This window comes from Tsuneonella sp. HG249 (assembly GCF_053819205.1).
In genome coordinates this window covers 1,938,539-1,959,882 of the sequence record NZ_JBSOQY010000001.1, presented here as the reverse complement: position 1 = coordinate 1,959,882, position 21,344 = coordinate 1,938,539, and the positions used below count along the sequence as shown (strand labels likewise).

At 63.0% G+C, this 21,344-nt stretch carries 14 protein-coding genes; 8 read left to right on the top strand and 6 right to left on the bottom strand.

Going from position 1 to position 21,344, the window contains the following annotated elements:
- Positions 1 to 37 precede the first annotated feature (37 nt).
- From hemC to ACWPM1_RS09880, 5 genes are all read left to right on the top strand, one after another.
- Positions 38 to 967 (top strand): hydroxymethylbilane synthase, encoded by a 930-nt coding sequence (gene hemC, locus ACWPM1_RS09900; RefSeq protein WP_455694663.1) that lies wholly within the window; start codon positions 38 to 40, stop codon positions 965 to 967.
- Positions 964 to 1,641, top strand: coding sequence for a uroporphyrinogen-III synthase (locus ACWPM1_RS09895; protein ID WP_455694662.1), 678 nt, complete (start codon positions 964 to 966; stop codon positions 1,639 to 1,641). The genes hemC and ACWPM1_RS09895 overlap by 4 nt, the downstream gene beginning before the upstream one ends.
- 406 nt (positions 1,642 to 2,047) lie before the next feature.
- Positions 2,048 to 2,581 carry a hypothetical protein gene (locus tag ACWPM1_RS09890; protein WP_455694661.1) on the top strand — a complete coding sequence of 178 codons (534 nt, stop codon included), beginning with the start codon at positions 2,048 to 2,050 and terminating at the stop codon, positions 2,579 to 2,581.
- 18 nt (positions 2,582 to 2,599) lie between these two features.
- The gene (locus ACWPM1_RS09885; protein WP_455694660.1) at positions 2,600 to 3,187 is read left to right on the top strand and encodes an alpha-ketoglutarate-dependent dioxygenase AlkB; all 588 of its coding nucleotides are present in this window, start codon (positions 2,600 to 2,602) and stop codon (positions 3,185 to 3,187) included.
- Between the two features lie 75 nt (positions 3,188 to 3,262).
- Positions 3,263 to 4,153: an iron-containing redox enzyme family protein gene (locus ACWPM1_RS09880; RefSeq protein ID WP_455695157.1), complete on the top strand. Its 891-nt coding sequence runs from the start codon at positions 3,263 to 3,265 to the stop codon at positions 4,151 to 4,153.
- Here the strand turns inward: ACWPM1_RS09880 and rimO are convergent.
- The gene (gene rimO / locus ACWPM1_RS09875) at positions 4,150 to 5,523 is read right to left on the bottom strand and encodes a 30S ribosomal protein S12 methylthiotransferase RimO (RefSeq protein WP_455694659.1); all 1,374 of its coding nucleotides are present in this window, start codon (positions 5,521 to 5,523) and stop codon (positions 4,150 to 4,152) included. The genes ACWPM1_RS09880 and rimO overlap by 4 nt on opposite strands.
- 74 nt (positions 5,524 to 5,597) lie before the next feature.
- Here rimO and ACWPM1_RS09870 point away from each other — a divergent pair, with 74 nt between their 5' ends.
- Positions 5,598 to 6,008 (top strand): DUF1761 domain-containing protein, encoded by a 411-nt coding sequence (locus tag ACWPM1_RS09870; protein WP_455694658.1) that lies wholly within the window; start codon positions 5,598 to 5,600, stop codon positions 6,006 to 6,008.
- On the opposite strand, the gene ACWPM1_RS09865 is transcribed toward ACWPM1_RS09870, so the two are convergent.
- Genes ACWPM1_RS09865 through serS form a run of 4 tightly spaced genes read right to left on the bottom strand, consistent with a single transcriptional unit; the run spans position 6,005 to position 9,847 of the window.
- Positions 6,005 to 7,042 carry a potassium channel family protein gene (locus ACWPM1_RS09865; protein WP_455694657.1) on the bottom strand — a complete coding sequence of 346 codons (1,038 nt, stop codon included), beginning with the start codon at positions 7,040 to 7,042 and terminating at the stop codon, positions 6,005 to 6,007. The genes ACWPM1_RS09870 and ACWPM1_RS09865 overlap by 4 nt on opposite strands.
- A complete protein-coding gene (locus ACWPM1_RS09860; RefSeq protein WP_455694656.1) occupies positions 7,039 to 7,809 on the bottom strand; it encodes a peptidoglycan DD-metalloendopeptidase family protein in 771 nt (256 codons plus the stop codon). Before ACWPM1_RS09860 ends, ACWPM1_RS09865 begins: the two co-directional genes overlap by 4 nt.
- A 2-nt stretch (positions 7,810 to 7,811) precedes the next feature.
- Positions 7,812 to 8,573, bottom strand: coding sequence for a 5'/3'-nucleotidase SurE (surE, locus tag ACWPM1_RS09855; RefSeq protein ID WP_455694655.1), 762 nt, complete (start codon positions 8,571 to 8,573; stop codon positions 7,812 to 7,814).
- Complete coding sequence (gene serS, locus ACWPM1_RS09850) at positions 8,573 to 9,847, bottom strand: serine--tRNA ligase (protein ID WP_455694654.1); 1,275 nt, start codon at positions 9,845 to 9,847, stop codon at positions 8,573 to 8,575. The genes surE and serS overlap by 1 nt, the downstream gene beginning before the upstream one ends.
- 204 nt (positions 9,848 to 10,051) lie before the next feature.
- Between serS and ACWPM1_RS09845 the strand changes: the two genes are divergently transcribed.
- Positions 10,052 to 11,257, top strand: a complete 1,206-nt coding sequence (locus ACWPM1_RS09845; RefSeq protein ID WP_455694653.1) for a sulfotransferase family protein — start codon at positions 10,052 to 10,054, stop codon at positions 11,255 to 11,257.
- 6 nt (positions 11,258 to 11,263) lie between these two features.
- On the opposite strand, the gene ACWPM1_RS09840 is transcribed toward ACWPM1_RS09845, so the two are convergent.
- Positions 11,264 to 11,632, bottom strand: coding sequence for a hypothetical protein (locus ACWPM1_RS09840; RefSeq protein WP_455694652.1), 369 nt, complete (start codon positions 11,630 to 11,632; stop codon positions 11,264 to 11,266).
- Positions 11,633 to 12,343: 711 nt separating this feature from the next.
- Between ACWPM1_RS09840 and ACWPM1_RS09835 the strand changes: the two genes are divergently transcribed.
- Positions 12,344 to 21,337 carry a beta strand repeat-containing protein gene (locus ACWPM1_RS09835; RefSeq protein ID WP_455694651.1) on the top strand — a complete coding sequence of 2,998 codons (8,994 nt, stop codon included), beginning with the start codon at positions 12,344 to 12,346 and terminating at the stop codon, positions 21,335 to 21,337.
- The last annotated feature ends 7 nt before the right edge of the window (positions 21,338 to 21,344 follow it).

Sequence of the window (21,344 nt, the reverse complement as noted above, 5' to 3'; positions counted from 1 at the left end):
CCCTTAGTGCAATGCTTGGCTACGGCAAGCGCGCCCGATGAGCACAACTCCCCACTTACGCCTCGGAACCCGCCGCTCGCCGCTTGCCATGGCGCAGGCGCGCGAAGCTCGCGCGCGGTTATGCGCGGCGCATGGATGGGAGGAGAGAGCGGTCGAACTCGTCCCCGTGCTGGCGAGTGGCGACAAGATCCAGGACCGCCCCCTCGCTGAAATCGGTGGCAAGGCGCTCTGGACCAAGGAACTAGACGCCTGTCTCGCCGACGGACGGATCGACATCGCTGTCCACTCGCTGAAGGATGTCGAGACCATTCGTCCGGCGGAAATCGCCATCGCGGCTGTCCTGCCGAGGGCGGATGTCCGCGACGTGTTGCTGGGCGCCGCCAGCATACGCGCCATCCCCGAGGGCGCCCGGGTGGGCACCAGCGCGCCCCGCCGCGCTGCCCAAATGCTTCATTTGCGCCCGGACGTGAGGATCGTCCCCTTCCGCGGAAATGTAGCCACCCGCATAGCCAAATTGGCGGCTGGCGAGGCCGATGTGACCTTGCTCGCGGCCGCGGGGCTCAACCGCCTCGGAGAGACCGGTGTCGGCACCCCGTTGGAGACCGACGATTGGCTGCCCGCGCCTTCGCAGGGAGCGATCGGCATAGAGTGCCGCGCCGACGACCGGCGCGCGTGCGAATGGTTGGCAGCGATCGATCACGGGCCAAGCCGGGCGCAGGTGCTGGCGGAGCGCGCCTTGCTCGCCGCGCTCGGGGGAAGTTGTCATTCGCCGATTGCCGTGCTGACTCGCCACAAAGGGGAGGGTCTCGCGATCACATGTGCGCTTTACAGCCCCGATGGTGCCGAGATTGTCGAAGGTATGGTCACCGTTGCCGCGGGTGATGCGAAAGGACCCGCGCGTCTTGCGGCAGACCTGCTGGCGCGAGCGACACCTGGGATCGCTGCCCTGTTCGCCAGCGCGGAATGAAGCAGCCACTGGTCGTCCTGCGGCCGGAGCCCGGCTCTACCGATACCGCGGTAGCTGCACGCGCGGCCGGTCTCGAGGTCATCGTTGCGCCGCTCTTCACCATTGAGCCTGTCGCATGGCAGGCGCCGGATCCCGCGCACTTCGACGCGATGTTGGTCGGAAGCGCAAATGCTTTCCGCCGTGGGGGTCGCCAGCTCTCCGGGCTTTCGAGCTTGCCAGTGCATGCCGTCGGGAGGCGAACGGCGGAGGCCGCACGTGATGCCGGGTTCAAACTCGGGCGCATCGGTGAGGGCGGGCTTCAGGACTTGATCGCTCTGCTTCCTAAGCCAAGCCGGTTGCTGCGCCTGGCAGCTGAAACGAGAGTTCAGCTTGAGGTGCCCGATGGCATCGTCGTCGAAGAGCGGATCGTTTATCGCGCAATATCGCAATCGATGAACGACGAAGCCCGAAGGGCGCTTCGCAACGGTGCGACCGTACTGCTTCACTCGGCGGAGGCTGCCCGTGAGTTCGCCGCACAATGTGACCGGCTGGCGCTCTCTCGGGACCTCATTTCGCTGGCTGCGCTAGGCCCCCGGGTTGCCAACTCCGCCGGAGATGGCTGGCGGGCGGTTCGGGTCGCGAGCCAGGTCTGCGACGCCACCCTTCTGGCCTTGGCGCGAGACATGTGCCAATGACGTGCGTGGGGTCGTGCCGGCCAAAGCCGGGGTCGCAGACTGGAACTTGATGTACGAACAACCGTCTCGGGGCCGTGCAGGTCCGTCGCTCAGGCCTGTGCTGCTCGCCGTGTTCGCTTCGTTCCTCCTCGGGGCCGGAGTAATCGGCTACCTGTCTTGGAAAGGCTATTTTGCGGTGGCCGAGAGCCCGGCTGTCGCTCGAGCGCGCGATTCCGCCAAGGCTCTCCCCGCAGTTCCAGCCCCTGCGCCCAACGCGACCGAAACTGCTAGCGTAGCTGCCGTAGAACGCGTCGAAGAGACGCAAGGCGGGCTGGATCAGCGCCTCGCAGCGGCCGAGCAGAGGATCGCCAGGCTCGACCTGCAGGCTCAAGCAGCAAGCGGAAATATAGCCCGAGCGGAGGCGCTATTGATCGCATTCGCGGCCCGTCGAGCGATCGAGCGGGGCAGCGACTTGGGCTATCTGGGCGACCAATTGCGTCTGCGGTTCGGCGATGCCCAGCCGAACGCGGTGAAGACCATAATTGAATTCTCGCGCGATCCCGTAACATTGGACGTGCTGCTTGCCCGCCTTGACGGGCTGGGCCCGCAGCTGGCTTCGTCGTCAAGTCAGGCCGGCTTCGCCCGGTTGGGGAACGAAATCTCCAGCCTGTTCATCATCCGCCGCGAAGCCACGCCCTCCCCGCAACCGTCTAGGCGCCTCGAACGTGCGCGGCTTTTTCTGGAAAGTGGGCGGATCGACAAAGCGATCGGCGAAGTCGGGCGATTGCCTGGCGCGACACACGCGGCTTCTTGGCTGGCCGACGCACGCCGGTTCCAGACGTCTCGTAACGCACTCGATCTCATTGAGACAGCCGCCGTGCAGGAGCCCCGGCTTCTGAAAGACGGGGCGGGGCACGTGGTCGAACAGCCGAGCCCGGCCGAGGGTTCCGTAAGCCGATAGGCTGCCCATATCGGAAGTATGGCAGACCAGCTTACCCTGTTCGATCCTTACGAACCGCATGATCTTCCCGAAATCGGAGGTCTCGCAGTCGTCCGAGATGCGGTTACCACCGACCATGCGCGAGAATTGGAGGCGAGGGTCGACCAGACGGCTTTGTCACCCTTCCAGTTCGGGCAATGGGAGGGCAAGCGGCTTACGGCGAACTATGGCTCCGCTTACGATTATCAGCGCGCCCGACCGAAATCGGCTCCACCGATGCCGGCTTGGCTTCGCGACCTCTGCAACATATTGGCGCCTCAGGTCGGCCGGGATCCGAACCAGTTCGTTCAGGCCTTGGTGACGCGCTACGACCCGGGGGCCGGAATTGGGTGGCACCGCGACAGACCGCAATATGGCGAAGTGATCGGGCTTTCGCTTGGGGCTTTCGGGAAGATGCGGCTACGCCGGCGGTGCGACGGGGGCGCCTTTCAAAGAGCTGTTCTGCCGCTGCTACCGCGGTCGGTTTACCTGCTTAGCGGGTCCGTACGGTGGGAGTGGGAGCACTCGATTGTTCCGCTGGCAGAGACGCGTCGGTCGATCACCCTCCGAACTCTGCGGGAGGTTTAACGAATGTGAACTGAGGAACCCGAATCGAGGCTCAGACGCTTGGAAGAACACATTCCACTCATTCAAGGTTTTCTCATGGCTTCTCTTCCGCTGGCTCGCGAGCGACGATCGCAGTTCCTCAACGACACGTTTCAGCGCCGCCTCGCGGAGTGGAACCGGGAGCGCTTGGCGCCGTCCTTTCCCGACGAGCATTGGCAAGCCCGTATCTCGGCGGACGCGACCATGCTTCGTTTGGAAGGCGGCTTCGTGGAGGAGTTGCGCGACGAGATCGCTGACGAAGCTGCCAAAGCACCAACCGATCCCGACGGTTTCATCGCCTGGTTTGAGCGCTTGATGGACGCGGGCCCAGGACAGGGCGACCCACTGTTTCCCTGGCTTGCGGAAGAAGCCAGCAAGGATGACCTTCGTTGGTACCTCCAACAGGAGGCGGCTGGCGAAGCTGGTTTTGACGATCTGGTCGCGCTGACCCAAGTCAAGTTGCCCACCCGTCCGAAGCTCGAGCTGGCGCGCAACTACTGGGATGAGATGGGGCGCGGCAACGAAAAGGGCATGCACGGGCCTATGCTCGACGGCGTTGTCGAAACCCTTCGGCTGGATCCGACGATTGAAGGGACTGCGTGGGAAAGTCTCGCGCTTGCCAATGCGATGACCGCGATGGCAAGCGCGCGCCGGTATGCCTGGCATAGCGTGGGCGCGCTCGGGGTGATCGAACTCACCGCGCCCTACCGGTCCGATTGCGTTGCCAAGGGTCTGCGGCGCATTGGCCTCTCGGAGCGTGAACGGCGCTATTTCGCCCTTCATGCCGTGCTTGATGTAAAGCACTCCGAGGATTGGAATCGCGAGGCGATCCGTCCCGCAGTCGAGGAAGATCCACGCCGCGCAACGGCCATGGCAGAAGGGGCGCTAATTCGCCTGATCGCCGGGAAACGTTGTTTTGACCGCTACCGCCAGCACTTCGCTCTCTAGGCGAGCACGCCGTACAGATCGTGAGCGTCCGCATCCTCGATCAGCGCGGTGGCGAAGTCGCCCGGCCTTAGGGCCGGGGGAATGTCGCGAAGGAATACCTGGCCATCGATCTCCGGTGCGTCCGACTGGCTACGTGCAGTCGCCCCGATGTCGCCATCCTCGTCAGGTTCGCCGACTTCGTCGATGATGACGGGGAGGATTCGGCCAACTTTGGCTGATAGCTTGGCCGCACTAATGCGTTGGGTCACTTCCATCAGGCGCGCGTAGCGTTCTTCCTTGATTTGCTCGGGCAGTTGATCGGGCAGACTGTTGGCTTGCGCACCTGCAACAGGCTCGAACCGGAAGGCTCCCACCCGGTCGAGCTGTGCTTCTTCGAGCCAATCAAGCAGGTAACGAAAGTCGTCCTCGGTCTCACCGGGAAACCCGACCACGAAGCTTGAACGAATGGTGAGTTCGGGCGCGATTGTCCGCCAAGTCTTGATCCGCTCGAGCACCCGTACCTCGTTGGCCGGACGCTTCATCGCCCGCAATACGGCGGGACTCGCGTGCTGAAACGGTATGTCGAGGTACGGGGTCAACACGCCTTCCGCCATGAGCGGGATGACCGCATCGACGTGCGGGTAGGGATAGACATAGTGGAGCCGGACCCAGGGCGTTTCGCCTTCCGGCGTTCGCAACTGCCCGAGCTCGCGGGCCAAATCCGTCATATGCGCGCGAACTTCGCGGCCGTGCCACATGCGCGGCTCGTGACGGGTATCGACACCATAAGCACTCGTATCTTGGCTGATCACCAGCAATTCCCGAGTTCCGGCCGCGACCAGCTTCTCCGCCTCGCGCAGGACTGCGTCGATCCGCCGGCTGGCGAGCTTCCCGCGCAATTGGGGGATAATGCAGAAGGCGCAGGAATGATTGCAGCCTTCGGAAATCTTCAAGTAGCTGTAGTGCCGTGGCGTCAGCTTGACGTCGGGCTGCGGGATCAGATCGATGAAGGGCCCCTGGCTTGGTGGGGCCGCGTCGTGGACCGCTTCGACAACCGCTTCATACTGATGCGCGCCGGTCACCGCCAAGACCTGAGGAAAGCGGGCGCGGATTACATCTGCCTCATCGCCCATGCAGCCGGTCACGATGACGCGACCGTTCTCGGCGATGGCCTCGCCGATTGCTTCGAGGCTTTCCTCCTTCGCGCTGTCGAGGAACCCGCAAGTGTTGACCAGCACCACGTCGGCACCGGCATAGTCAGGACTCATTGCATAGCCATCGGCGCGCAAACGCGTAAGAATGCGCTCGCTGTCGACGAGCGCCTTCGGACAGCCGAGGCTGACCATGCCGACCTTCTTCTGGTCGGGGATCTCGGAGGTGATGGTGGCCATGAAGCGCGCGCCCCTACACCAGCCAAGCTGAATGCGCTACATCACATCATCACAACCGAGGCGGGGGAGGCTTAGTGGGGCCGGTTAATTGGGTCGCGGTCGTTTTGGCGGCAATCGCCGCGGGCCTGCTGGCGCTTGCTTGGTTCGGACCCGCGTTCGGCAAGGCCAAGACGCGAAAGGTGGCGGCGGGCAGGGTCATGACCCGGTCCCGGCCTGAACGGATCGCCGCCCTCTCGGCGTTACTACTTCTGATAACTGCAACGATGCTGGGCCACATGTTCGCCCGGGTTGGCGTAGAGACCTTGGCCGCCAAGCCCTGGCTCTACTTCATGATGAGCGGAGGGCTTGCCATCGCCTTTGTGATCCCTGCGCTGTGGGTCAGCTTCAGCCACATCCGCGTGCCGACGCGTGTCGCGCTGATCGATGCCGGATACTGGCTGGCGGCCTATCTGGCGATGGGATTGGTCTTCTTCCTTCTCGGCTAGCTCCCGGCAACGGTGGGTAAAACTTCGACCACTACATCGCCTACCTCTAAAGGGCCTGCCTCCCAATATCCCATCGCTTCTTCTCCGCGGTACACCCGCAGGCCGCGCCCGCCGCTGGCGAGGTTGTCGATGCTGTTCCCGATCTCCTCCGACATGACCGGACGCTCGACAAGTTGGACCTTCCCACCAACGGAAGCGAGGTCGGCCATGTAGTCGGCCACGTGGCTGCCCTGCGCGCTCCCGGCCAGCAAAAGCCCGGTGAACCGCACCGGGTTTATGACGTTGTCCGCTCCAGCCTGTCGCGCGAGCAATTCGTTGTCGGTGGCGCGGACAACCACGCTTATAGGCACCTTGGGCGCAAGATGACGGACGGTCAGCACAATCAGGATCGAACTATCGTCGCGCCCTGCCGAGACCAGTACCGTCTGCGCTTCGGCGACACGGACCGCAAGCAGGCTTTCATCCCGCGTGGCGTCCGCTTCCATAACATTGCAACCAAGTGCTTCAGCCTCGGCCAGGCGCTCGGCGCTGCCATCCATCACGACAATGCAACTGGGTTCCGTGCCCCGCTCGATAAGCTCGTGAACTGCCTCCGAGCCCGAGATGCCGAAGCCGAGCACCACAATGTGGTTGGTCAGACGTTCTTGGATGCGCTTCATGCGCCACCTCTCCCAACTTTTGCGGATTACGAAATCGTAGGCGGCGCCTACGAAAATGAACAGCACTGCAAACCGGATCGGTGTGACGATCACGGCTTCGATGAGGCGAGCCTTGTCGCTGATAGGGGCAATGTCGCCGAACCCCGTCGTCGTGATCGAAATCATCGTGAAATAGACGACATCGAGGAAGCTGATCACGCCATCGTGGTGGTCGACCAACCCGTCCCGGTCGAGCCAATGGATAATGACTACGGCGAAGACGAGACCCAGCGCCAGGCCCAGGCGAATGCCAAGATCCGCCCACACCGGCACCCGCACCGCCCGCCGAATCGGCTGATGCTCGACGACGACGGGGCGTTTGCCGCGCTTCTTCATGGGGACAGCTTACTCATCGGGTCGATTGGCCGGCCGTCTCGGCGAATTTCGAAGTGAAGCTCGGCGCGCTCGGCGCCGCCGGCATCTCCGGCGAGGCCGATGCGCTCACCGGACTTGACCAGTTCGCCGCGTCCGACCGTCACCTTGGCTAAATGGCCGTAGAAAGTGGTCCAGCCCCTCCCGTGATCGACCGTCACCGTACGCCCGAACCTTCGATCGCTCTCGTCTACAGAAGTGACAATCCCGCTTGCGGAAGCGCGCACCATGTCCAGCGGCTGAGCGGCGACGTCTATTCCGGCGTGTCCTTTTCCGTCTGCGCGGACTCGGTGATTGAGCAGCACTTCGCCGTCGTGCGGGCGGCGAAAATACGGATCGGCCGGCGCACTGGAGGGAGTGGGCGGCGACTTGACCACCGCCGGGATAATCAGTTTCTGTCCGACCCTTACCGTTCCAGCGCTATCGAGGCCGTTAGCAATCGCAATCTGGGCGAACGGCACTCCGTAACGGCGTGAAATCGAGCTGCCCGTTTCACCTTTCCTGACCGAGTGCATCCGTTGCCGCGGGATGACGAGCTTTTCGCCCTTCTTCAGGTTGTACGGTTCTCGGAGCCCGTTTGCCTCTGCGATAACCGAGGCCGGAACACCTGATCGGTTCGCGACACCGCCGAGCGTTTCGCCTTCGCTGACCACATGCTCGAGCTCTTTTTTGGGGTCGCCGGCGGCGGTCGTCAGCACAAGCGCCGCAAGAGCAAGGGAGGCGCGCCGCATCGTCAGATGTATCGCTCGGCCATCGCGCCGAGTGAGGCATGGTGCGTGAGGTCCAACTGCAGCGGCGTCACCGAAATGAAACCCTCGTCGATCGCTTCGAGGTCGGTCCCGTGGTCGAGGGTGTGCTCCATCGCCTCGAGCCCGAACCAATAATAGGGATAGCCACGCGGGTCGCGTCCCTCGACGACGCTGCCCCTCGAATAATCATGAAATCCCTGTCGCACCACCCGGATTCCATTGACTTTATCGGCTGGCAGGGCGGGGAAGTTGACGTTGACCAGCGTACGCTTGGGAAGCGGCACGTCGAGCAGCGGAGCGAGCACTCTCGCCCCCCAGGCGCGGGCCGCGTCGAAGGGCACTTCGTCGCCCATACCCTCGCTGGCATAGACCTGACTGAGAGCAATCGCGCGAATGCCCGCCAGAGCGCCTTCGATCGCGGCGGACACGGTACCCGAATAGGTTACGTCATCCGCGAGATTGGCGCCCCTATTAACCCCTGAGAGGATCACGTCGGGAGGGCCGTCCATTACCTTGCGCAAGCCCAAGGTGACCGCATCGGTCGGTGTTCCACTCACAGAGAACCGGCGGTCGTCGTGCTTGCGTAATCGGACAGGGCGGCTGAGCGTTAGCGAGTGGCCTGCCCCGGACTGCTCCTCGGCGGGGGCGCAAATCCATATGTCATCGGTGAACTCGCGGGCGATCTCCTCCAGGACCACAAGACCTGGGGCATGGACGCCATCATCGTTCGTGAGGAGAATGCGCATCAGGGAGCGGGGACAAGCCGCTCGAGGCCGCCGGCCCAGGGCCTGAGAGCCTCAGGCACCAGCACAGAGCCGTCTGCCTGCTGGTAATTCTCCAGCACGGCAACCAGCGTACGGCCGACGGCGAGACCCGAACCATTGAGCGTATGGACGAAAGCGGGTCTGCCATTCTCGCCGCGGTAGCGGGCGTTCATTCGCCGCGCCTGGAAATCGCCGCACCAACTGACCGAACTGATTTCGCGATAAGCGCCCTGTCCGGGCAGCCAGACCTCGAGGTCGTGGGTTTTTCGGGCGCCGAATCCCATGTCGCCCACGCACAGCAACATCGTTCGATAGGGAAGCTCGAGGCGCTCGAGTATCGTCTGGGCGCTCTTCAGCATATGCGTGTGCTCGGCTTCACTGTCTTCCGGCCGGCAGATGCTGACCAGTTCAACTTTATCGAACTGGTGCTGCCTAATGTATCCGCGCGTGTCGCGGCCCGCCGAACCAGCTTCGGAACGGAAACAAGGGGTGAGCGCGGTCAACCGCACCGGTTCGCTGAGCGCGAGTATCTGGTCGCGGACCGAGTTGGTTAGGCTGACTTCGCTGGTCGGGATCAGCCAGCGTCCGTCCGTGGTCGCAAAGGAATCTTCGGCGAATTTGGGAAGCTGGCCGGTGCCAAACATGGCTTCCTCGCGGACGAGAAGCGGGGTGGCACACTCGACGTAACCGTGCTCGCCGGTCTGGACGTCGAGCATGAATTGAGCGAGCGCCCGCTGTAGCCGCGCCATTTGCCCCTTGAGGAAGGTGAACCGCGCGCCCGCAATGGCCGCGCCGGTTTCGAAATCCAGGCCAAGGGCAGGGCCGAAATCGGCGTGTTCTTTCGGCTCGAACGCGAAATTGCGCTGCTCGCCCCAACTGCCGACTTCGACGTTGCTGTGCTCGTCCGCGCCATCGGGCACGTCGTCAGCCGGCAGGTTGGGAAGACGAGCGAGCAGTTCGTCCTGTGCCGCCGCCGCCTGTCGTTCCTCCTCCTCGATATCCGGAAGCGCGGCCTTGATCGCTGCCACTTCAGCCTTGAGGGCTTCGGCTGCGTCCTTGTCCCCTCGGCCCATCGCCGCGCCGATCGCTTTTGAGGCTTCGTTGCGGCGAGCGAGCAGGTCCTGCGCCTTTGTCGCCGCCGTCCTGCGACGCTCGTCATGCGCTAGCAGGTCCGCTGATGACGGCGCGAATCCACGCCGCGCGAGAGCGGCGTCGAACGCCTCCGGATTGTCGCGGATCACGCGTATGTCATGCATGGGCGCGGGCTATGCCTGAGGCACCTCCTGCAGGCAATGCGGGAACAAGCCGCGCCGCGACGGGTAGAACGACCGAGCGCCAACCGCCGGGAAAAAGGGGTAATCGTGGAGCAAGAGACGGTTTACCCGCCCCGGCGCACGCGCTTCATCGACATTCTAGACGGAGTGGTCAGGGCAGGGCGGGGGATAGGTGCACTCCCGGCCGTGAATCTTGAAAAGGAGCACATGCTCGATGTCGCGGCGCGGAAGACTGGCCTCGACGATTTCGGCGATCCCTGGTTCGAGCGTCCGTTGGATGTCTTGCTCGAGTCAGTGCGTAAGGAAGCGCGGCTCAACGCGGCGGGAGAGGTAGCTGCCGCAGGCCAGTTCAGGCACGTTTTGCGCGACCGTTTGCTGACGCAGATGTGGCTGAAGCGTCATCCGGAGATATCGGCTCGCCCTATCCCGCACCCTGTGGTGATCGTGGGCCCGATGCGATCCGGAACCACCCGTCTGCATCGTCTTCTCGCGGCCGACCGCCGGTTCTCCCACTTGCGGACCTTTGAAACGATTAGTCCCGTTCCACGCCCGGACTTCGAACAGGTATTAGCAGGCCACAAGGCCGACTTTCGTCCCAAGCTGGCAGGCCGGATCATGAATGTCGCGCGGCTCGCCAACCCGCGCACCCTTTCGATCCACCCAACAGGCCCCTTCGAGCCCGAGGAAGAGCTTGGTCTGCTCGTCGCCAGCTTTTGGGGAATGAAGCATGACGCGCAGTGGACGGTTCCCAGCTATGGGCGCTGGTGCGAAGGCGAGGATGCAACCCCGGCGTATCGGCATATGGCCGATCTACTGCGTCTTATCGGGTGGTCGCAGCGCGAAAGCTCGCTTAGGCCGTGGATCCTCAAGACTCCACAGCACATGCTGGACCTTCGCGCGTTGCTCAAAGTTTTCCCCGACGCCCGCCTCATTTTCACGCACCGAGATCCCCGTCAGGTTGTTGGAAGCGCCGCCTCGCTCGCCTGGAACCAAACGATCATCTACTCGGATCATGCCGATGCAGCCGGTATTGGGCGAAAGTGGCTGCGAAAGACGGCCCTGATGGTCGACCGGATGATGGACTCTCGCCGTGCCGTTCCCTCCGAGCGTATGATCGACGTTCAGTACGAAGATATGGAGCGCGACTGGCGAGGGACAATGTCGCGGATCTATCGCTTCCTTGGTCTCGATATGGAAAACGCCGTTCCAGGTATGGAGCGCTACATCGAGCGAAGCCGCGCTTTGAAGCGACGGCCTCATCGCTACAGCTTGGCCCAGTTCGGCTTGTCCGAAGGCCAAGTTCTCGAGCGATTGGAAGGGTATACTCGTCGTTTCGAAGTGCCGATGGAAGGTCAGGTGCGCGACGCGCGGCTTCGCAGCTCGCGCGTCTAAGAACGGTCAACTGCTGCCAGCTATTACCACCGCATCGGCCAGTGGGTCATAGCGGATGCCGATGCCGCGGTCGCGCAACTCGTCGAATGTGACGCGCTCGCCCTGGAAACCCGCAAGCGCCGCGGTCACTTCTTCGTCCTTCCCGGCGACCAATGTCTGCAGAGACTGGCGATCGATCGAAACGATCGACCCTTGCCCCAAGGCTAGCTCGACAGACCCCAAGCGGCTGCCGCTCAGAATCAACGGCTTCTGCACGCGCACCGCCCGGTCGCCACTCGCCCCCGCACCCTTTCCGAAGGTGGAGATGTCGAAAATGACGCCAAGTACGCCCGAATTGGATCTTGGGATCGCTGAGAAGCCGGGCGCGGCCGACATTTGACTGTCTTCGCCCTCGTCGACTGATCCCGTTGTCGCGTCGGACGAAGGGGCAAGTTGAGATAATTCGAAATCCCTTGGCTGCACGGGGCGAGCGGCTGGCAGAGCGAACCTCACAGGATAGAAAGATGCTTGGGTGGAGGGGGCGGGAGCAGACGCGCTGAGCCGCACTAGCTTCGGAACCCGCTCAGCCTGAATGGTCCACGACCCAACGCCGACGACTGCGGCACCGGACATGCCCAACGCCAAGATGGCTGGGCGAATCATCGCTTCGCTGACCGTGGCCGATCCAAGGGCGAAAGCGCGCAACGAAAAGGATGGCCTAGCTCCATGTGACGAAAGTCTGCGCTTTTCGCTCGGCAGGCAAGTCCCAACATCGAAGGGGGCTGATGGGCCATCATCTTTGTTCCTGATTGTGTCCCACAGTTGGATTCTCCGTGAAAGCAACCCTCAACGTTCTGGAAAGCAGAGATAAACGCCAGCTAATGAGGCATGGTTAATTTCCTTGAAAGGTTCTCCGAATCCTGTTCTGCTTTAGCTAACGAAACGACTCGTCGCGGCTAATGGGCAATCTGCCGTCGCAACGAGACGTAAAACCAAGGGCCGCAGGATTGGAGGAGTAGGTCGGACGCGTTTGCGTTCCGGTCCGCCGCTGGCGGCCACCAATCTTGCAGCGTCTACGACGCACCCGCTTTGCGAGGTTGGTAGAAGATGGACTTGCACGACCAGGAACCGACGCAGTTCGGTGAAGAGATTTCGGCCAATTTGCAGGATGCGGGCAACGTTGCAGCCGCGGGTGCAGGGCGCGGAGCGGCGCAAATCCTAATGCCGGACGCCAGCGGTGTTGTCGTGCTTCCTGCCGGGACCGAACTCGGCGACATTCGTATCGAAGGTCGCGACCTGGTGGTGATTGGAGCGGACGGGGTCCGCTATATTATTCCCGAGGGCGCGATCGTTGTCCCGCAACTCGTGGTCGGCGACGTCGTCATTCCGCCGCTCAACCTAGCCGCGCTCCTGATTGGTAACGAGCCGCAGCCGGCAGCCGGCAATCCGCAAAGCTCGGGCGGCAATTTCGCCTCTGCCGTCGGTCCTCTTCAGGCTGCCTATGGACTGGGCGACCTATTGCCTTACACCGAGCTTAGCTTCCCTGAGCCCGAGGAGCAGGAGATTATTCCCGGGTTGATCGATCGCGATCCCCTCATCACAGTAATAACCCCCGATCAGCCAGCTGGCGCGACCAACGCGACCGCCACTGTCGCCGAGGCTGGACTGCCGGCCCGACCTGGCGAGCCTGCGGGCTCCAATTCGGCTGCCACGACCGAGACCACGAGCGGCACGTTCGTGATCAATTCGCCTGATGGCATCGCTACCCTGACGATCAACGGCACCGCTTTCACCGGTGCCGGCCAGACCTTTACCAGCCCGCGCGGAACGCTGCAGATTACCAGCTACGATCCGGCGACAGGGGCGGTGGGGTTCACGTATTCGCTGGCCGACAATCTCGCCGGCGCGACACTGGCGGACCAGTTCACTGTAACCGTGACGGATACCGATGGTGATGTCGCCATCGGCACTTTGACTGTTAACGTTACCGACGACGGGCCGACCGCGCGCAACGACACCGATTCGGTGCCTGAGAGCTCATTTAATGCCCAGACCGGCAATGTGATCACCGGCGCAGGAACCACCAGCGGTGCGGCCGGTGTCGACACTCTTGGTGCCGACAACGCTTCGCTCACCCGAATTGCCAGCAACAACGTCGCGGCAAACGCCGACACCACTTTCGACGCCAGCGGCAACCTCCAGGTTGCAGGTCAGTACGGCACGCTGTTGATCAAGGCCGACGGTAGCTACAGCTTTACTCGGGCGGCCGGGACCTCCGGCGGCGTGAGCGACGTATTCACCTACACCCTTACCGACTCCGATGGTTCCGCATCGACCGCGACTCTGACGATCGCCATCGCCGACGCGACACCTGTCATAACCTCGGTTCCGCCCGCCAGCGACTTCGCTGCGGGAACGCTAGTATTTGAAGCTGGCCTGCCTTCCCGCGCCAGCGAGGCGCCAGGAACCGATGCACTTGCACCCACGGAAACCACTAGCGGTACCGTGACGTTCGCGGGTGGGGACGGCCCCCTCAGCGCGGCAATCAACGGCGTTGCCGCCGTGCCAGGTGCGACCGTTACGGTACCCGGCGTCGGGACGCTGACGGTCCTGACTTTCAATCCCGCAACCGGTGTATTTACCTACAGCTTCACGCTCGCTGACAACACCGCTGGCGACAACACGAGCGTTTCATTCAACATCGTCGTCACTGACGTCGACGGCGACACCGCCCCCGGTACGTTCACAATCGCAATCCGCGACGACAGCCCGACGGCTGTGAATGACAGCGCGGCCCAATCGGCCGAGAACGCGCCGGTCACGGTCAATCTCCTCGCAAACGATACGCAAGGCGCCGACACGGTGCAGGCATCCACTGTGACTGTAGTTGCGGACACGCTGACGGGTGCGGGCACGTTGACCAACAACGCGAACGGCACTGTAACGTACACGCCGGGACCGGGCGAGACCGGTACGGTCTCTTTCGATTACACCATTACGGACGGCGACGGAGACGTCAGCCGCGCCACCGCCACGATCGTTCTGCTTGCCGATTCGACCCCCACCCTTGGCGTGGCGGGCGACAGTACTGTGGACGAAGCGGCACTGGGCGCCCGTCCAGGCGAACCCACTGGCTCGAACGCTGCAAGCACTGACGAGACGGCGGTGGGGACCATCGCCGTCACCACCGGCAACGATACGCTCGCAAGCCTGGTGATTGATGGCGTCAATGTGACGAATGGCGGCACGGTAACGACCGCCAAGGGCGTTCTCACTGTTTCGGTTGCGGGCGGGGCTTATAGTTACAGCTACACGCTAAACGACAACACGCTGGCCGATCCGGACAGCGACACTTTCAACCTCTTTGTCACCGACAGCGACGGCGATACCGCGTCCGCGACCCTCGTTATAGCTATCGCGGACGACGCACCATCCGCCAGCGACGATGCGGGGGCGCTCGCCGCCGGCCAGTACGATCCGATTACGGGCAGCGTAATCGCGAACGACACCCCGGGAGCCGACGGCATCGTTGTCACCGGATACTCGGGCGTCACCAGCGGAGCCGCGGGCTCCACGATCGACGGCCAGTATGGCACGCTGACGATCGCTGCTGATGGCACCTTTAGCTACACTCGCGATCCGGGCACGCCGGGCGGTGTCACCGACAGCTTCAGTTACACTGTTCGCGACGGTGACTTGGACACGGCCACCGCGAACTTGGTGATCACGATCGCCGACAGCGGCACGACTCTCGACCTCCCGATTGCGGGTACGCCCGGATCGACCCAGGTTCTCGAGGAAGGCCTCTCAACTGGCTCCAACGCTGCGACCGACGGAGAATTCGCCAACGGTACGTTCTCTTTCGCGGCGCCCGACGGACCGGCAGTGGTCACCATCGACGGGACCCAGATCACCGCGGTGGGCCAGACCATCAGCGGTGATTTTGGCACGCTCGAGATCACCAGCATCGCGCCTGGTGTGATCGGCTATCGCTACGAACTCACAACCAACACCGACGGTGACACGACCTTCGACAGCTTCGCCGTCCTAGTCGTCGATCAGGACGGCGATAACACGGCCGGCACATTGCGCATCGACATCGTGGACGATGTTCCCACCGCCATTGCGGATGCCGACAGCGTCAAGGAGGACGGTCCGCTGACTGCGACCGGCAATGTCATTAGCGGGCAGGACGTTCTCGTTGGCCCGGATGCGAATGCGACAGATGGCGTTGCGGACGTCCGCGGCGCCGACAATGCGAACGTTAGCACTATCGAGTTCAATCCGGCCGGCGGCGGAGCAGCGGTTCCCGGCACGCTTGGCGGTGGAACGGCGGGCGCTTATGGCACCCTGACCCTCAACGCCGACGGCAGCTACACCTACGCGCTCAACAACGCAAACCCGATCGTCCAAGGCCTCGACTCGAACGATAGCCTGACGGAGACCTTTACTTATACTCTGGCCGATGGCGACGGCGATCCAAGCCAGGCCACTCTGACGATCACCATAAACGGCGATGACGATGGCATCACCATCACCGGCCTGAACGTCGGTGGGGGTGAGGAGAGAGTCTTCGAAAACGATCTTGCCGACGGCTCTTCGCCGAGCGCGGCAGCTTTGACTCAATCTGGAAGCTTCACGGTGAACGGCGTCGATGGGATTGCGACCATCGTTATCGACGGCGTCACCGTGTTCGGCCCGGGCGCATCTTCTTTGCCGGCGACGACATCGAATGCCGCTTACGGCACGCTCACGATCACCTCTGTCACGCCGACCATCGTCAACGGCGAGGTCGTATCGGCGGTTGTGAATTACGAGTATACGTTGAACGATAACACGCTGGCTCATACCGGCGCGCTGGATGCCGAGTTGACCGACAGCTTCCAGGTATCCGTCACCGACTCAGATGGTTCCACCGCGAACGACACTCTCGATGTGGTGGTGGTCGACGACGTACCAACCGCGCGCGCCGACGGGACTTTCGATGTCGCCGAGCAGACGCCGTTGGTGATCGACGTCTTCGCGAACGACACTGCGGGCGCAGATGGGGTGGCCCTGGCGACTGCCGTGGCATTGGCCACTGGCCCCACTAAGGGCACCGTTGTCTATAACGCCAACGGTACCTTCACTTACATGCCCAATACGGGCGCGGATGGTGCAGATAGCTTCACCTATACCATCACGGACGGCGACGGTGACACCTCGACCGCAACCGTTACTCTCAACCTGCTTTCGGATTCGACCCCGTCGTTCAAGACCTCGACGAACCTGGCGGTGGATGAGGATGGTCTGCCGAATGCCAATGTGGACGCTGCTCCGCTCCAGGGATCACCGGCGGAGATCGACGGCGGGGAGAACCTGACCGATAGCTCGGGCGTTGCAGTATTCGACTTTAAGGCTGACGTGCCGCTTGTGCTCGCTGGATCTGGAGTACTGGTCGACACCGGTGCGCTCGACGGCCAGCTGGTGACGCTCGACAACCAGAACGTTGTGTTCGCTCTCGAAGGCGGCGCGCTGGTCGGCCGCGCGGGCAGCGCAGCAGGCGCTGAGATCATTCGGATTACGCTTACCAGTGCTACGGCTGGACCGGGTGCAAGCGAAGTCAGCTACACTTACTCGACCACGTTGTCGCAACCGGTAAAGCACGCGGTCACCGGATCGGAAGACATCGACACTCTTAGCGGGGTGACCATCGAAGTCACGGATCGCGACGGCGACAAGACCACCGGTACGTTCACTGTCACGGTGCGCGACGATGTGCCGTCGCTCGACGTCACGAAGGGTGCCGACGCCGCCATTCTGCTGACTACGCAGGATGCGCAAACCGATGGCAATCCGACAGATCAGGACACTGCCGTTGCCACGGTTGGGGCAGTCACCGCCGGATTCGCCGGCGTATTCGGCCTGGACTTCGACAAGGGCGCCGATGGCGGGGCGACGCCTACATTGAGCTATGTGCTCAATGTGACGAATTCGGTTTCGGGCCTCTCGAGCCACGGGGTGGCTATCAACCTCTACAAGCTGGCTGATGGTACGATCGTTGGTTCGACCGCGGTAACCAATCCCAACGCGATCAATGGAACCGCTGTGTTCAGCGTTAGTGTGGATGCCGATGGCACCGTCACGCTCACCCAGTACCAGCAAATCGACCACGCGGCCGAGGCTCCACCTTCCGCTACCCCGTTTGAAGATCAAACGGCGAAGCTCGCTGACGGCCTGATCACGCTCACCGCAAGCTCGACCCTCACCGACGGTGATGGCGACGTGGCGAGCAACAGCGAGACGGTCGACATAGGCGACAACCTGCGCTTTGCCGACGATGGCCCGGTCCTCACCAACGTCGCCGCCGGCGGGTCGGTCTCGATCGATGAAACAGCGGCCGGAGAGAACTTCCCCGCACCCATCTCGGCGACCTCGGCCAATGCCGTCATCACCGCCACCTCGGCATTCGGGGCTGACGGTCCGTTCGGAAACACGGCCGCGGCGGGCACCACTTACGGGATCACCATCAACGGCGGCGGGACAACCCCGTTCACCACTGCGACCGGCGGGTTTGCCATCACTCTTCACCAGGTTTCGGCCTCGGTGATCGAGGGGCGCTATACCGACGCTGCGCTGGCGACCCAGGTAGCCTTCACGCTGACCATTGGTACCGACGGCAACCTCACGGTCCAGCAGAGGATTGCTATCGAGCACACTATCGATGGAAATACTCCGGCCGCTTATGATGACGCCCTGGTCCTGACCTCCACTGGCGCTGCCGGCGGTACGAGCCTGATCACCGCATCGATCACCCTCAAGGACTTCGACGGCGACACCGCCACCGGAACTGCGGCGATCGGCGGCAACATTACCTTCCGCGACGATGGCGTCGACGCGGTGCTTGACACCGATACTGTCGCTGCTGGCACCAACGGGCCCGAGACGGGCAACCTGCTGGCGAACGACTACCTCGGGGCCGATGGCGCTTCCATTACCTCGGTAACGGGCAACGCGGCGGCCACTCCGGTCGCCGCTGCGGGTTCGACCGCGGTGCAGGGCGCCTACGGCGTGCTCACGATAAGCGCCGACGGCACCTACAGCTACGCACGCACGCCGGGCTTGGGGGGCGGGCAGAACGACGTCTTCACCTATACGTTGGCGGACAACGACGGCGACTTCGATACCGCCACGCTGACTATCTCGATCGGGAATGTGGCGCCGATCGCTGGAACTGCACAGGCGACCGTCGATGACGAAGGCCTTGCTGGCGGTATCACCGGTCTCTTGGCCAATGGCGACATCGACGCCAACAACCCTGTCGGACGGACGGCGGATGCCGATCAGGCGAGTACCGAGGCAGTGTTCAAGGGCACGCTCGGCGGCACCGCCGGCGATGGCACGTCCACTTTCTTCTTCGCTTCCGCGCTTGCGGGCACCACCCAGATGGTTGGCCAGGAAATGGTCACTTACTCGGTTGGCGGCACCGCCGTCACCGGGGGCGGGCTGACCCTGACGGCGACCGGACCTCGCGGCGTCCTGTTTACGGTAACGATCACCAACCCAGCCACGGGCGCCTACACGGTCACGCTGGCGGACAACGTGCTGCATGCTAACGCCGGGCTCGAGAACGGCGACATCGACATCAACGTCCCGTACCAGATGCGCGACGCGGATGGGCAGCTGTCAACGCTGCCTGGCAGCCTGTCGATTCTGTTCGATGACGACATGCCGACACTGACGCTGCAAACGGGCCTCATTGCGACGAGCAAGACGGCCGTTGGCACGTTGTCGCTTCAAGTAGGGGCCGACAATCAACCCGTCGGCACCAACCTCGACACCTTCGTGAACGCCGCTTTGACCGGCGGCACCGTCGGAACCGGTGCCGGTTTACAAAACATCACGGTCACCAGCGCCGCACAATTGCCGTCGACGACCAACACACCGAACGTCGTCACCTATGCGTTCACGTTCACCTACGACAGCGACTCCGGTCCTGCGGTTGCGACCGCGTCCAATGGCGGAACGCTGACGCTCAACACCACGACCGGCCAGTACACGGTCGTGCTCAACAATTCGGTTGGCTACACCCAGACCGTTCAGACGGCCCAGGCCACCACGATCACGCCGTATCAGGCTGAAAGTCCTGCGGACGATCAGGGTGCCCAAGCCGAATTCGCGGTTTCGCAGCTCGCCCCGGGCTTCTTCGTCCAGTTCTACGGCGATCACAACAATCTGTCCTACGCCGACAACGCCAATAGCCCGTTCCTGGGCAGCCCTGGCTATGTCTCGGTCAGCGGCAGCGCCAACGGCGTGAACAGTGACACGATCCAGCAGAACGACGTCCTCAACTTGGACTTCTACGTTGCCGATCCAGGCGGCGACAGTACGCCTGAGCAAGCACGCGCCTTCGCCGACGCAATCTTCATTCAGATCGACAATTTCGGCAACGACGAAGACGGCATGATTGTCCTCAAGTTGGTTGACCCTGCGAATCCGGGTGCGATCATCTATCGGACCTTCCAGGCAGACCACGGCGACTTCTTTACCGCGGCGACGGGTTCGCCCGCCGGCTACACCTTTAACTTCGTCGGCTACGACGGGGTGCTGGTCGTCGAGGCGAACGACTATCGTCTCGCAGGCGACCCGGTACCCTACGTTATCGCCGGCGTGCAGTATGTCGTGTCGACCGAGGGGACCAATGGCACCGCCTACGACCTCAACGGCGCCGTAGGCGCGGGCGGGGGCCTGATCGACCTGACGCCAAACGCCTTTGCCAACGGCGACATCACCGACGACAACGACGTTACCAAGATCGTCAACATCGGGCTCAAGCTCACCAGCACCACTCCGCAACCGCTGACGCTGAACTTCAGCGTAACGGCGACGGATGCAGATGGGGACACAGTGACAACCCCGGCGTCGGTGACTTTCCCGGCCAGCGTGATGCCGGTCGCTTTCGACATGGACGGCGACGGGGTGGAGTTCCTCGGAACTGATGCCGGTGTCGCTTATGATTACGGGAGCGGCCCTTCGGCCACCGCTTGGGTGGCTCCGGACGATGCTATCCTAGTGCACGATGCCAACGGTAATGGTCTGGTCGACGGCCCATCCGAGTTCGTGTTCGGTTCGAGCGATACGACTGACCTGGCTGCGTTGGCAGCTCGCTACGGCGCCACGCTCGACTCAAACGATGCCGATTTCGCCAAGTTCGGCGCGTGGCAGGATGCCGACAGTGACGGGGTATCTGACGCGGGTGAGTTCACCTCGCTAACTGAAATTGGCATCGTGTCGCTATCCCTCGTCTCCGACGGCCAGGCTTACTCCGCTGCAAATGGGCAGGTAAGCGTGTCGGGATCGACCGTGTATACCCGCGCGGACGGTTCGACCGGGATCGCGGCAGACGCGGCCTTTGCAACCGAAGCCCGTGCTGCCCAACGTACAGCCGAGCTAGTCACCACGACCGCGGTAGCTGGCGCGATGCTCGCAGCGGCCGGAACGACAATGCCGCTTGCCGCTCAGGAAACGCACGATCGCGAATTGCCGCAGGTCGAAACGAATCGCATCGCCGTTGACGAGTGGGAAGTGGTTTCCTCAACCCGGTCCGAGGCGGGCAACGACTTGCTCGCCTCGGCTGAAGGGGCGACCATCGAGCGGGTCGAAACGACCGCGCACTTCCGCGGCGAGACTGTCTCGGCTCGCCTGATCGCCGATGAATTCTACCAAGACGCAGAGCATGCGGCCAACCGGTTCGAAATGCTCGATGCCGGTCCGCGCGACAGCGTTGCCGGGGTGAGCCTGTTCGGTTCGTTCGGCGACGAAGGAATGATGCAAGCGCTGCTGTCGATGCAGGGCCCGCAGCTCGCTGGTGCGGAGATGCCGGCGGTCGATGTCGCGGCGATCAGCGCTGCGCTGTCCGACTTCAGCGGCGAAGCATTGGTCCATGCGGTGGTCGACCACTTTGCGCCCAATGCCGACGGACCGTCACTCGCCGCGATCGCAGACAACGGCGGCTTCAATCTGCTGACGCAAGATCTTGCCGGAAGCGCCTTGGCAACGCGCCTTACGGCGATGCCTGATGTCGCCGACGACGCACACGCGCTGTTGGTTGCACAGGCCTGAAACACTT